The organism is Syntrophotaleaceae bacterium, assembly GCA_041390365.1.
In the GTDB taxonomy this organism is placed as follows: domain Bacteria; phylum Desulfobacterota; class Desulfuromonadia; order Desulfuromonadales; family Syntrophotaleaceae; genus JAWKQB01.
Genome location: JAWKQB010000001.1, coordinates 1,336,838 through 1,350,073 on the forward strand (window position 1 = coordinate 1,336,838; position 13,236 = coordinate 1,350,073).

The window sequence follows — 13,236 nt, forward strand, 5'->3', positions numbered from 1 at the left end:
CGGCCCGGACCAAGCGGCGGGGGCAAACATGTTATAATACCCTGTACCGAGTCCCTCGGTTAAATTCAGCAAAAAACACCCTCCGCTGTGTGCAAGATCAACAGGCGGAATCCGTACAGGGAGGTAAGATCATGAATAGGGAACGGTTCGATTATCTGTGCAGACAGGCAGAAAGCGGACACGATACTTATGTTTCCCATGGTTCAAGCAACCAGGAAGGACGGGTAGAGAGTTGCTCCATGGGACATTTGATCGTGGAAACCAATGACGGCAATCGCCGCTGTTGGGATTTCAGCGAGTGCGCTGAAATTGATAAATCAGGTTAACCTGTGTTGAAAACTCCGGAGGGGATTTCCGTTTTCTCGGAGATCTCCTCCGGGCCTGCCTTGAGGGAATTGTCATTTCCGACACTGAGCCGCCGAAAAGCACTCCCGGTTTTTTCGGCTCCACCTTTCGAAGTCTTCCCGTGTATTGAGATTGACGAACATGAATTCAGGGTTATAGAACCGTATTTCACCCTCGGTCAGATAAAGCAGATTCAGCTGCTGAATAAACTCGACAACCGATTTCTTCCCCTCCCCCAGAAAATTTTCGATATCCGGCACAATCTCCCGTCCATAAAAGGCATTGAAAGGTTCCAGGGAGTTTTGCAGGCGCGTTACACAACCGGAACAGGAACGGCCCAGCAGTCGCCTTTTCATATATTGAACATAGTCGATATTGATATGAGGCATGTCGCATGCAATGACGTAGGCGTATCGCGACATGGCGTATTTCAATCCGACATGAATCCCGCTGAGTGGCCCTCCCTCGGGGATTTCATCGCTGACCACCACAAAACCGGTATCGTGATAAAGTTCGGGATTGTTGGTAACGACAATCAACTGGTGAAACAAGCCGCCCAGGCACTCCTCATGGAATCGCGTAAGGTAGCGGTTGTTGACCTGCAACTGCTGCTTGTCGAATCCCATACGGCGGCTTTTGCCCCCGGCCAGGATGATGGCACTGCCAAACTCCATGGTGCAATCCCTTCTAAACCCGAATTATTGGAACAATACCACCGGCACAAGGTTGCCGCCAAATGAATTTTCTCAGGATCAGGTTTCGAGACCTGTTGCCTGGAATTCCGCAACTTTTTCGGTTGCCGCTTGACAATCGGCCTACGGTCTATAAAATGGGTCGTCTTCTTCTTAATGCCGACCTGCCAGAAATCCCAGGTCTTTTTCCAAAGGCGGCCAGTTTGCTCCGAAATATTCCGAAAATCGACAAGGTTCTGGATTGGCCCGAGGTGAGGGGCCTGCTTGAAGACCATACCCGTCCACTGGTGATCGAGGCCATTCGCGAGACATTGGACCAGATCCGCCAGGACATTCTTGCAGCTCAACCCGCCGTGGACATTCCCGCCCAGGAAAAAATAACCGAGCAAATCGGCATTTGCCTTAAAAACAGATCCCTTCCCGGTCTGCGCCGGGTCATCAACGGGACCGGTGTCGTTCTCCATACCAACCTGGGCCGCGCCATCCTTTCGGGATCACTGGAAAAAGAGCTGTCTGAGGCGGCCTTCTGCTACAGCACCCTGGAGTTCAATCTTGAAACGGGAACCCGTGGCACACGCGCAGTGCATGTGGAAAAACTTCTGTGCGAGCTGACCGGAGCGGAGACGGCGGTAGTGGTCAACAATAACGCCGCTGCAGTTCTGCTGGCCCTATCCACCCTTGCCCGCAATAAAGAAGTCGTCGTCTCCCGTGGCGAACTGGTTGAAATTGGAGGTTCCTTCCGCATCCCGGAAGTCATGGCCCAGAGCGGTGCCATCCTGCGGGAAGTCGGGGCTACCAATCGAACCCATGGGCGGGACTACAAGTCAGCCGTTACCGGTGAAACCGCTTTGCTGCTGAAGGTGCACACCAGCAATTTTGCCCTGGTCGGATTCACCTCGGAGGTTTCCGTCGAGGAACTGGTGGCCATTGGGCGGGAGACCTCTCTGCCGGTCATGGTTGACGCGGGCAGCGGCACATTCATCAACCTTCAGGCTTATGGTCTACCAGGGGAAAAGGCGATTCGCGAATACCTTGACGCCGGCGCCGACCTGGTCACCTTCAGCGGCGACAAGCTCCTTGGCGGTCCACAGGCCGGTATCATCGTCGGCAAAAAAAGTCTGTTGGAGCCGATGAAACGGAATCCCCTGCTGCGGGCGCTGCGCCTCGACAAGCTGACCCTGACCGCCCTTGAAGGCACGCTGCGCCTGTACCGGGATGAACGGGAAGCACTCCGCCGGATTCCCGTCCTGCGAATGTTGACTGAAACGGCCGGAGAGCTGGCTGGTCGCGCCGGTCGTACCGTGCGGCGTCTTCGTCAACGGCTTCCCCGCAGCGTTTCCCTGAAAACACTAAAGGGTTTTTCCCAGGTCGGGGGCGGCTCATTCCCCCTGCTGGAACTGCCGACAACCCTGATCGCAGTCTCGATCGAAGGTCTCAGTGCCCAGATGCTGGAGGAAAAGTTGAGAAAAAGAACCCTCCCCATCATCGGCCGGATTTCACAAGGGCACTATCTTCTCGATCCCAGAACCCTTGCTGAAAAAGACGTCGCCGACATCGCATCGGCGCTCCAGGAGATCTCCTCTGTCCACTGACATCCCCTTGGAACCAATCTTCTCTTAAAAAAAGGAGCGTTTTCCACGATCAGGAAAACGCTCCTTTCCATTTACTGAAAAATTAGCGGTTATTTCAGTTTACCAAGGATCTCCTCAAGCCCAAGAGCCTCCGCCCAGGGAACCTCGACATATTGTCCATCCTTCTTGAGCATCGGCGTCAGCGGTTGATCATTATACTTCAGCTCGAGGCCGAGACGCCCTTTCAGGCAGAGCGGCCTGCCTTCTCCGGGTCCCTGGGCAACGACCCCGACAGGCTTTCCGTTCCTTTTGACCAGGTCGAAGTTACAACCCGCTTCACACCAGGTGCATTTGACCTCTTCCTTCGTCACTTCCCAGGTCCGGGCTTTGCCGGCCAGAGAGGTGTAAGTCAGAGCCCCCACCGGGCAGACCGACACGCAACGGGCGCAGGAAACACAGGCGGATTCGGCCAGGCTGGCGTCCAATGCCGTTGAAACCTTGGTCTTGAATCCGCGATAGGCCAGATCGATAACGGCCCGGTCCTCCACGTCCTTGCAGGTCCGGACACATTTGGCGCACAGGATACATTTGTTCATATCCCGGCTGATGTAGGGGTTGCTATTGTCGAACTCGTAGTTTTTCCTCGCCCCGCCGAAGCTGGGCTGCTTGACATCGTAGCGGAAGGCATAGTCCTGCAGACGGCAGTTGCCGGCCTTTTCGCAGGTCAGACAATCCATGGGATGGTTGGCCAGCATCAGCTCGAGGATGGTCTTCCTGGCCTCGACCACCGTTGGAGATTCGGTTTCGACAACCATGCCGGGCGCAGCCTCGATGCAGCAGGAAGCGACCAGGGCGCGAGCTCCCTTCACCTCCACCACGCAGATGCGGCAACCGCCATAATTGGGACTGTTCTCATCATGACAAAATGTCGGAATAAAGAAGCCCGCTCCCAAAGCTGCATCCAGCAACTTGGTACCTTTGGGGACCGTGACCTCCTGGCCATTTATGGTTAAAGATACAGTAGACAATGTTTATCTCCTTCTTTCACGCAAGATTCAATGAGCTCTTTACGTCGAGAAAATCGGCACAAACAGTCTGCGTGCCGGCTACTGACCATTACGCCTGCACAATCGCGCCGAACTTGCACTTGGGCACGCAGGCGCCGCACTTGACGCAGGCCTTCGGGTCGATGACATGGGGCTTTTTCTTCTCGCCGCTGATGGCCCCGACAGGGCAGGCCTTGATACAGACCGTGCAACCCACGCATTTGTCTTCCACGATGGTGTAAGTCAGCAGCGCCGGACAGACCCCTGCGGGACAGCGCTTCTCGTTGATGTGCGCCTCGTACTCGTTGCGGAAGTACCGCAGCGTAGTGAGCACGGGGTTCGGAGCTGTCTGGCCGAGGGCGCACAGGGCCGAGCCCTTGATGTTCCTGGCCAGCCGCTCGAGGGTGGCGATGTCGTCGGCCTGGCCTTCGCCTTCGCAGATCCGCTCGAGGATTTCCAGCAGACGCTTGGTCCCTTCGCGACAGGGGGTGCACTTGCCGCAGGATTCGAGCTGGGTGAAAGTGAGGAAGAATTTGGCGACGTCGACCATGCAGGTGGACTCGTCCATGAAGACCAGGCCGCCGGAACCCATCATGGCGCCGGCGCCGATCAGGGAGTCGTAGTCGATGGGGAGATCGAGCTGTTCGGTAGGGAGACAGCCGCCGGAGGGACCGCCGCTCTGCACCGCCTTGAACTTCTTGCCGCCCAGGATGCCGCCGGCGATGTCTTCCACGATCTCGCGCAGGGTGATCCCCATGGGCACTTCGCACAGACCGGTGTGGTTGATCTTGCCGGTCAGACAGAAAACCTTGCTCCCCTTGCTCTTCTCGGTGCCCATGGAGGCGTACCAGTCACCGCCGTTACGGACGATAAAGGGGACGTTGGCGAAGGTCTCGACGTTGTTGAGGCAGGTCGGTTTCTGCCACAGGCCTTTGTGAGCGGGGAACGGCGGACGGACGCGGGGCATGCCGCGCTGACCTTCGATGGAGTTGAGCAGGGCGGTCTCTTCGCCGCAGACGAAGGCGCCGGCGCCGGCCTTGATGCGGATCTTGAAGTTGAACCCGCTGCCCAGAATGTTTTGACCCATCAGACCCATTTTTTCGGCCGTTTCGATCGCCAGGTTCAGACGCTTGATGGCGAGCGGGTATTCGGCGCGGCAGTAGATGACCCCTTCGTCGGCGCCGATGGCATAGCCGGCAATCATCATCCCTTCAAGGATCGCATGGGGGTCTCCTTCCAGGACGCTGCGGTCCATGAAGGCGCCGGGATCGCCTTCGTCGGCGTTGCAGACGATGTATTTCTTGTCGCCTGGGGCATCGTGCACGAACTGCCACTTATTGCCGGTCGGGAATCCGCCGCCGCCGCGGCCGCGCAGCCCGGACTTTTTGATTTCGTCGATGATCTCCAGCCGGGTCATGGTCAGGGCCTTCTCGATGCCCGCGTAACCGCCGGTAGCGATGTAGTCTTCGATGCTTTCCGGATTGGTCCGGCCAAGACGGGAGGTGACCGAACGGACTTGCTTTTTGTAGTATCCGGACTGGTCCATCACCGCGATCCCTTCATAGGGAGTGGCGTCTCCGGCAATCTGAATGGCGGCCAGGTCAAGAACGGGGGTCTTGTCGACGACGTGGCTCTCGATCAGCTGAGCAACCTTGTCGGGGTAGATGCCGCCGTAGACCACGCTGGCCGATCCCGGCAGAGAGATCTCCACCGCGGGCTCGGCAAAACACATGCCGATACAGCTGGTGAAGTCTACATCCAAATCCAGCCCGCGGTTGGCAACTTCGCTCTTAATGGCCTCCATGACCTTGTTGCCGCCGGCGGCGATACCGCAGGTCCCCAGTCCGACCACGATCCGGGGGCGGTTCAGTTTCTCCTTGTACTGCTCCTCGATTGAGGAACGCATCTGCTTCAACTGGCTCATTATTTCCCCCCTTACGCGTACTGTTCCAGAATTTTGTCCAGACCGTCAGTCGTCAGGCGGCCGTGGGTATCATCGTTGATCATGATGCAAGGCGCCAAACCGCACGCCCCGATACAAGCCACCGATTCCAGGGTGAATCGCAGATCCTCCGTGGTCCCGCCATTCTCGACGCCCAGGATCTCTTGCAGTTTGTCGAATATTTTACTGCCACCCAATACATGGCAGGCTGTGCCGAGACAGACACGTACGATGTGGCGGCCGCGGGGCTTGAGATGAAACTGGGCGTAAAAAGTGACTACCCCATAGACCTCGCTGAAAGGGATATTCAACTCCTTGGAAATCTGTTCAAGCACTTCAGCAGGCAGATATCCGTAGATGTCCTGTGCTCCCTGCAATACCGGGATCAATGCTCCTTCATAATCGCGGTAATGCCCGAGCAGTTCCTTCAACTGTTCGTCCTGAGGCAATTCGACTACCTCGCCGGTACACTTGCAAACTGCCATTTTCCTCTCCTTTCCGGGTTTGTTATTTCCACAGGCTTACGGCATCTGTTTATGCCGCAGCCATGAAGCCGCACTCCACCTGATCAGGCATAATCCCGCTTCAATTTGAAAGACTTGCAGTATGTCGGCATCGGAAAGGCCAAAAGGCAATTAGGCTGCCGGCAAGGAAGGATACCTTGAATCATAAGGGAAACCCGCCTTCCCCTTGAATCAAAGGAGATACAATCGGCCGTTCACCGCACTAAGGAATCGCTGCCAGAAAAAGGCAAACCAATCCCGGGAAAAAACGGAATTCGGCCTGACTCCACCTAAGCGGGGTCGAATTACACGCATTGCTGCGTCAGGCCCGTGAAGGATTGACTGGGAGACGGGTCTGCCAATGCGAGTTTTCTGACTCTAATATGAATCGGGGATAGTATGAAAAAATTATAATTCAAAAGGCCGGTTATGAAGGCCACAAGACTTTTAGCACAACTGTCAGACAGCCGTCAAGAGAGCAAAAGGGAAATTTCGAAAATCTTCAAACAGTATTTCCAAAGAAACGGTCAGAGGGGGAAAATTCAAAGGGAGCTTGGAAACGACAGTGGGAAGGACCAAAGGGCAGACATGCAACTGAAAAATCGCTTTCCGCCCTTCTGTCGTTATTTGAAACTGGAATCTGAAATCTTTTTCGTAGTTGGTTCATTTGAAAAAGAGCCTAGAAACTTTTTAATTTGTCCCATGTGTTGTCTAAGAATCAAATCCCACTCCATTTTGAACCATGGTGTAAAAGAATCAGGTGATTTTTCAATTTCGTCCGCTAGGCAATCAAAATGAACATACTTTGTTTGCTCTACTTCAAGTTTTTCGGGGAATACTGGACCATCATAAATACCAAAAAAAACAGAGCAAATTTCAGACTCTGAACCAATATCAAAATAACTTGCATGATATTTAAACGTATACAAGTAATGGACATGACAACATATTCCTAGCTCTTCCTTGATTCGCCGGCTGGCTGCTTCTTCAATATCTTCTCCCTTTCTTGGATGGCTGCACACGCTGTTCGACCAATAAAGAGGCCACAACATTTTTTGGCTACTGCGTTTTTGCAGCAACAATTGGCCATCCGTGGTAAAAATCAAAATTGAAAAAGCCAAGTGCAGCTTCCCCATTCCCTGATGACAACTGTCCTTGGAATCGAATCCTATCACTCCGCCATCAGCGTCAACCAAGATTAACTGTTCCATGATGAATTTTATACCCAAAAAAGATTTCCAGAAAAAATAGAGTCCAACGTAGCGGGCAGATGGAATTTCAATCAAACGAGCGTTTTTTTAAAAAAATCAATCGTTCTTATCAATCCCTCATGTATTGATATGCCAGGTGACCATCCTAATTTTTCTCTTGCCATGCCAATATCAGGACGTCGTCGCATAGGATCGTCCTGTGGAAGAGCTCTATACTCTATTTCTGATTTTGACCCGGCCAGATCAATTATCATCCTAGCAAGGTCGAGCATACTATGTTCAGTCGGATTGCCAAGATTCACCGGACCAATGATCTTTTCCTGATCCATCATAAGGATGAGTCCTGTCACAAGATCGTCGACATAACAGAAAGAGCGCGTCTGCTCGCCTGTTCCGTAAATAGTGATTGGCTTGTTATTAAGTGCTTGAACAATAAAATTGCTGACAACCCTTCCGTCATTCGGATGCATACGTGGTCCATAAGTATTAAATATTCGCACCACCCGAATAGACAAATTGTGCTGCCGGTGATAATCGAAAAAAAGTGTCTCGGCACACCTTTTCCCCTCATCATAGCAGGACCTCGGCCCAATCGGATTTACATTTCCCCAGTATGTTTCCGACTGCGGATGTTCGGCCGGATCTCCATACACCTCGGAAGTTGATGCCTGCAAAATTCGAACTTTCAGTCTTTTGGCCAACCCAAGCACATTGATGGAACCGTGAACGTTTGTCTTTGTGGTTTGCACAGGGTCAAACTGGTAATGAATTGGTGAGGCCGGACATGCAAGATTGTAAATCTGGTCCACTTCGACATACAGTGGAAATGTGATATCGTGCCGCATGACTTCAAACCGTGGATTCCCCAACAAATGGGCAATATTTGTACGCCGAGAGGTGAAAAAATTATCTACACACAATACCTCATCACCTTTTTCGAGCAGTCGCTCACATAGGTGGGAGCCAATGAATCCAGCACCGCCGGTGACTAAAATTCTTTTCATTTTCTTTTCCTTTTTTCATATAAATTTGTCAATCCAAAGACAGTTTTTTCACCTCTTGCCACTAGAATCAATGAGTCATCCTAAAACTTTTAGACTTCAGGATGGTAAGAAAAATTAAAAAAATGTTTGCAATAACACCTGTGAAGGAAAATAGAATTATGGCTTGAACGTCGCTGTGCAGTATATGAAATCCTATAAATAATGCAACTATTCTTATAACTAGACTTATGATTTCGTAAATTAAGAGTAAGTTTTGTAAACCTAGAACAGGGATTGAAGCGATGGTAGGTTTATTTATACAAGAAAAAAACATCCAAAAAGACAACCATCTTGCATATTCTCCAGCGAAAAACCATTCAGATCCGAAAACAATTCCAAACAGACTCGGCCCAAAAAAAATTACTACAGCAAAAGGAATAAAACTAACTACAGCCAAACCTAATGTGGCTCTAAAGATAAGGTCATTCAATTTTTCTCCACGGTTGGCGGCTTCACTAATTCTAGAATAAAAAACATCCCCAACCGATTTTCCAATCAATTGAGAGGGCATATCTAGCAATCCTTTACCCAATCCATAAAATCCGGCGGATACTGGCCCAAAAAAAGATGCAAGTACTATAATGGGCATGCTTTGGGAAAAAGCATTTAAAAATATTTGAGGTGTACGGAAAACTGGAAAGTCATAATATTTTATAATTAACTGTTTTATTGTTATCCTTGACATTCCTTTCTCTTTTAAACAATTTTTTTCAACCTTATTAATTCCAATCGAAAGGATGAAGGCATGGATAGCATAACCTAAAGTGGAAATAATTATTAACACAGCCGCTTGTGGACTAAAAAAGCCGATACCTGTCTTAGCGCTACTAGTGAGAAATGCCTGCGTTATTCCAGCTCGAGCCGAGATTTTGAACTGTTTTTTTCTTAGCATCCATTGTTGATTTATATGAAGCCAGGCCGAAAAAACTATCACCAAAGGTATCAATAATAGGTATGATTCTATCTCATGGAGTTGGAGTACTTCCACGAGAAAATCGTCAGCAGCCAGGATTACAAAGGTACATATAGCTGCCATGCAAAGAGCAATATATGCAGAGAGTCGAGCAATTTCTCGAGCTTCACTGTCTTCTCGAGGCAAAACTATGGCTATAGGAAAAGACAATGCGGAAATGGGCATGACCACAACAACAATGGCCATGTATGTTCCCTGCAGACCGAATGCCTCCGGCCCGTACAACCGTGTTATAAAAGGCGCGAAAGCCATTGTTATAGCTTGCGCCCCTGCAGTACCAGAAACCACTACGGCAACATTTCGCACAAACTGGCTGTTGTACGTATTATTCAAAAATCTTTGGATTCTGGCCAAAAAGAATGGTTGTTGATAACTAAAAAATTTTTTCATGTTTTCGAAGTATTTATTTTAAAATTTTACTTAAATTCTATAATTAATTTAATTCTCAATTTTTAAAATACCTTATAATGACAAATATGGTAATTAGTAAAAAATACATATCAAATGTATTACTTATTACTTTTTGATAGAATTTTCATTGATATATTTACTATATTTTGCCAACTAAAACCGCATTTTCTTCTAAGCAGTACTTGATTTCCGTGTTCAATGAATTTGTCGGGAATACCAAGAAGCTCTATTTTGGCTTCTATTCCCATTCTTTGACAAAGTTCAAGAACAGCACTTCCAAAACCACCTTCTATCGAATTTTCTTCTATAAGTATTGCATTTTTTGTCTTGCCGATCCACTCGGCAATTTTATTATCCATTGGTTTGACGAACCTTGCGTTGATCAATGTCACATCGACACCATGTTCTCTAAGCCAATTGCATGCGAGCAAAGCCTCGTCAAAGACAGTTCCTATGGAAACGATTGTCATCATTTCGCCTTCTTCAACAACTTCGCATTTCCCAATTTCCAATTGTTGAGGTACCTTCTCGATAAAGGAGTGGCATACACCTCTTGGGTATCGCAAGGCCACAGGTTTTCCTAGATTAAACGCGGTCACTAGCATGTCTTTAAGTTCATTCCCGTCCTTTGGAGCCATCAAGATCATTTCAGGAATATGCCGCAGGTAGGAGAGGTCAAAACAGCCATGATGAGTCGGACCATCATTGCCCACCAGCCCTGCCCGATCAATTGCAAATACAACCGGAAGGTTTTGCAGGCATACATCATGGATCAAGGCATCGTAGGCCCTCTGAAGGAAAGTTGAATAAATTACGCAAATAGGCTTTAAGCCCTGCCTGGCAAGCCCGGCCGCAAAAACAACCGCATGCTGCTCGGCGATCCCCACATCAAAAAAACGGTTGGGAAATTTTTCCTTGAATTTTTTCAAGCCGGTGCCATCTGCCATAGCCGCGGTTATGGCAATCAGTTTTTCATCCTTGTCGGCGATTTCGACAAGAACATCTCCAAAAATATTTGTAAAGGAATTGCCCTTTGGACTATCAACATCCAGTCCATTTTCGACATTAAAAGGATTGACACCATGATACCTTGAGGAATCGCATTCTGCTATTGGATAGCCTTTGCCTTTACATGTTTGGGCGTGGATCAAAACCGGGCCATTGATTTGTTTTGCCTGTTTAAAAGCTTCAATTAACTCATCAATATTGTGTCCGTCTACGGGACCTATATAATCGAACCCAAGTTTTTCAAATAATAAGCCAGCAGAACCGATGTCTTTTATATATTCTTTAAGAGAGAGGAGTTCTTCTTTGAGGTCATCACTCTTCTCTATAATTTTATACAGTTTCTGTCTTACTTTTTTATATTTTTCAGTTTTTTGAATCCGGTGTGTGTAGGCCGCAAGGGCCCCAACATTATTCGATATTGACATCCTGTTGTCGTTCAAAATTACAATAATTTTCTTGTGAAGGTATCCTCCATGATTGATTGCCTCCAAGGCATTACCCCCAGATAACGATCCATCACCAATGACAGCAATGACCTCCCCTTCCTCTTTCTTTATATCCCTCGCCACGGCAAAACCAAGAGCGGCAGACACTGATGTGGATGCATGCCCTGTCCCATATGCATCGTGTTCGCTTTCAGTTATTTTGGGAAAACCGCTGATCCCTTTGTATTGACGCAAGGTTGCAAATTTTCTTTTCCTGCCTGTAAGAATCTTATGCGCATAGCTTTGATGGCCCACGTCCCAAATGATTTTATCCCCGGGGCTTGAATAGAAATAGTGGAGCGCAATGGCAAGCTCAACAGCTCCGAGGGGCGAAGCCAGATGACCGCCAGTTTTGGATACAGTTTGAATGATGAGCTGTCTAATTTCTCCTGCTAGCCCTATTAGGTCTTCAGGCTTTAAGAGCTTCAAGTCTGACGTGCTCTCGATTCTATCTAGGATACCTTTCATTTCCACAAAACCTTTGGCTCTAGATTCATCTTGTTTTCCCATAATCTATATCACAAATATGCAAATGATAATTTGTTTCATATATGCCACCTTATCCAAACCGACTTTCAATCATCTCCATGGCTAATTTTACCCCTCCATACCCCTGTGCTGTATACTGAAGTTTTTTTGCAGATTCTAAAAATTCACTTCCAGATAAAATTACTTCAACGGCATCGATCAGTTGCTTATCTGACAAATCATAACTTTGCTGTACTACATAACTGTATTCACCCCATGATTCTTTAACGTTTACAGTAGAATAAGGCTCCTTACTAAGCTTTAATACTTGCGCAGAACCCAATCGTTCCAATCGCCTGCCGTTGCTCTCCTGTTCAGAATGAAAAGGTATCACAATCGAGGGTTTTCCAGATGTCACTATCTCCATCATGGTTCCATAACCACCATGGAAAATCACCAAATCTGCCATAGAGATCATGTAAGCACCAGGCAGCCAGTCAAAGAATCTTACATTGGGAGGGAGATAGGATATCCTTCTCCAATCAAACTTAGCGGCTGTAGAAATGACTACCTGTGCCGGGTAACCACCCATCGCAGATATAATACTTGAAAACAATTTTTGGTTCCCCACCGGACCTGCACCGCCACCTATGGTCATATAAATAAGAGGCATAGTTCGGTCAGGAAAACTGAAGGCCGAATTGTCAATAACCTCTTTTGAAGGCATCAAAAGTGCGCCAACGTGGTGTGTATCGATTAAGCCACAAGGGATTGGTTCTATGTCAGGTATACTGGGGACAATATATAAATCACCCCGCAGAAGATCCGATGCAACTCCTATAACATCCAAACCGAGGCGCTTCATCAGTGGGTTGAAAATTTGGCAGATATTAGGTGGAGATATACCTTTCGGCACATCCATCCACCAAACCATGTTTGCTGTGTCTGGGTGTGAGGCATAACGAACAATCTGTACTGCAGGAATTCGTACAATGCGGGAAAGTATCCACACTAAGAGGTTTGTATCTCCTACGAGGACATCTGGCTTAAAATCCTGAACAACCTTCGCGTACCCTTTCAAGGTATGCTCTATTGCACTATGACAAACAAAACCATCACGAATAAATTGGAATTCGATACCGGATATTCCCAAATAGAGTGATTTTTTGTTGTTGCTCCTGTCCTTTAGGAATGAAATAGACCTCTTAAGACGATGTTTGAATGGTTCCCATGTTTTTACAAGTGAGACATTAAAATTCGAACCAATTCTTCCAACAAATTTTTTGTCATTGAGTACAAAAGCACAAATGTGCCCATTATTCTTAGCCTCTTCTGCAAGGGCGAAACACCGACTGACATGCCCAAATCCGCCACCTATATCGCTAGGGAAAAAAAGAATTTTCATTTTAAAAAAATTTACCTCTACCTATTTATAGAAAAATTTAAAAGCGATATCACGGCTCACAATTTTAAAGAATTCCGTAAAATTTAAAATTTTCACCAAAGGTGTTGATGGAAAATAAAAAACGACGGAAACA

General features: G+C 48.2%; 11 protein-coding genes. 2 read left to right on the forward strand and 9 right to left on the reverse strand.

Features of this window, described 5'->3' with window-relative positions; genetic code table 11:
* Positions 1–131: 131 nt before the first annotated feature.
* Positions 132–326 carry a hypothetical protein gene (locus tag R2940_06215; GenBank protein MEZ4599366.1) on the forward strand — a complete coding sequence of 65 codons (195 nt, stop codon included), beginning with the start codon at positions 132–134 and terminating at the stop codon, positions 324–326.
* A gap of 72 nt (positions 327–398) precedes the next feature.
* Here the strand turns inward: R2940_06215 and R2940_06220 are convergent, their stop codons facing one another.
* Positions 399–1,019, reverse strand: coding sequence for a molybdenum cofactor guanylyltransferase (locus tag R2940_06220; protein ID MEZ4599367.1), 621 nt, complete (start codon positions 1,017–1,019; stop codon positions 399–401).
* 221 nt (positions 1,020–1,240) lie between these two features.
* On the opposite strand from R2940_06220, the gene selA reads away from it, so the two are divergent.
* Positions 1,241–2,629 carry an L-seryl-tRNA(Sec) selenium transferase gene (gene selA, locus R2940_06225; protein MEZ4599368.1) on the forward strand — a complete coding sequence of 463 codons (1,389 nt, stop codon included), beginning with the start codon at positions 1,241–1,243 and terminating at the stop codon, positions 2,627–2,629.
* An 89-nt stretch (positions 2,630–2,718) separates the two neighbouring features.
* Here the strand turns inward: selA and R2940_06230 are convergent, their stop codons facing one another.
* From R2940_06230 to R2940_06265, 8 genes are all read right to left on the reverse strand, one after another.
* Positions 2,719–3,636, reverse strand: coding sequence for a 2Fe-2S iron-sulfur cluster-binding protein (locus tag R2940_06230; GenBank protein ID MEZ4599369.1), 918 nt, complete (start codon positions 3,634–3,636; stop codon positions 2,719–2,721).
* An 88-nt stretch (positions 3,637–3,724) separates the two neighbouring features.
* A complete protein-coding gene (nuoF, locus tag R2940_06235; GenBank protein ID MEZ4599370.1) occupies positions 3,725–5,578 on the reverse strand; it encodes an NADH-quinone oxidoreductase subunit NuoF in 1,854 nt (617 codons plus the stop codon).
* Between the two features lie 11 nt (positions 5,579–5,589).
* Positions 5,590–6,081 carry an NADH-quinone oxidoreductase subunit NuoE gene (gene nuoE / locus R2940_06240; protein ID MEZ4599371.1) on the reverse strand — a complete coding sequence of 164 codons (492 nt, stop codon included), beginning with the start codon at positions 6,079–6,081 and terminating at the stop codon, positions 5,590–5,592.
* Positions 6,082–6,722: 641 nt separating this feature from the next.
* Positions 6,723–7,310, reverse strand: a complete 588-nt coding sequence (idi, locus tag R2940_06245) for an isopentenyl-diphosphate Delta-isomerase (GenBank protein MEZ4599372.1) — start codon at positions 7,308–7,310, stop codon at positions 6,723–6,725.
* Between the two features lie 71 nt (positions 7,311–7,381).
* A complete protein-coding gene (locus R2940_06250) occupies positions 7,382–8,314 on the reverse strand; it encodes a UDP-glucuronic acid decarboxylase family protein (protein ID MEZ4599373.1) in 933 nt (310 codons plus the stop codon).
* 67 nt (positions 8,315–8,381) lie between these two features.
* Positions 8,382–9,716, reverse strand: a complete 1,335-nt coding sequence (locus tag R2940_06255) for an oligosaccharide flippase family protein (GenBank protein ID MEZ4599374.1) — start codon at positions 9,714–9,716, stop codon at positions 8,382–8,384.
* Between the two features lie 119 nt (positions 9,717–9,835).
* Complete coding sequence (gene dxs, locus R2940_06260) at positions 9,836–11,740, reverse strand: 1-deoxy-D-xylulose-5-phosphate synthase (GenBank protein ID MEZ4599375.1); 1,905 nt, start codon at positions 11,738–11,740, stop codon at positions 9,836–9,838.
* A gap of 49 nt (positions 11,741–11,789) precedes the next feature.
* Complete coding sequence (locus R2940_06265; GenBank protein MEZ4599376.1) at positions 11,790–13,103, reverse strand: glycosyltransferase; 1,314 nt, start codon at positions 13,101–13,103, stop codon at positions 11,790–11,792.
* Between the last annotated feature and the right edge of the window lie 133 nt (positions 13,104–13,236).

What these genes read in the sequence shown, in the direction of transcription:
- R2940_06215 (MEZ4599366.1), top strand. Translation starts at nt 132, where the DNA reads ATGAATAGGGAACGGTTCGATTATCTGTGCAGACAGGCAGAAAGCGGA.
- R2940_06220 (MEZ4599367.1), bottom strand. Translation starts at nt 1,019, where the DNA reads ATGGAGTTTGGCAGTGCCATCATCCTGGCCGGGGGCAAAAGCCGCCGT.
- nuoF (MEZ4599370.1), bottom strand. Translation starts at nt 5,578, where the DNA reads ATGAGCCAGTTGAAGCAGATGCGTTCCTCAATCGAGGAGCAGTACAAG.
- nuoE (MEZ4599371.1), bottom strand. Translation starts at nt 6,081, where the DNA reads ATGGCAGTTTGCAAGTGTACCGGCGAGGTAGTCGAATTGCCTCAGGAC.
- idi (MEZ4599372.1), bottom strand. Translation starts at nt 7,310, where the DNA reads ATGGAACAGTTAATCTTGGTTGACGCTGATGGCGGAGTGATAGGATTC.
- R2940_06250 (MEZ4599373.1), bottom strand. Translation starts at nt 8,314, where the DNA reads ATGAAAAGAATTTTAGTCACCGGCGGTGCTGGATTCATTGGCTCCCAC.
- R2940_06255 (MEZ4599374.1), bottom strand. Translation starts at nt 9,716, where the DNA reads ATGAAAAAATTTTTTAGTTATCAACAACCATTCTTTTTGGCCAGAATC.
- dxs (MEZ4599375.1), bottom strand. Translation starts at nt 11,740, where the DNA reads ATGGGAAAACAAGATGAATCTAGAGCCAAAGGTTTTGTGGAAATGAAA.
- R2940_06265 (MEZ4599376.1), bottom strand. Translation starts at nt 13,103, where the DNA reads ATGAAAATTCTTTTTTTCCCTAGCGATATAGGTGGCGGATTTGGGCAT.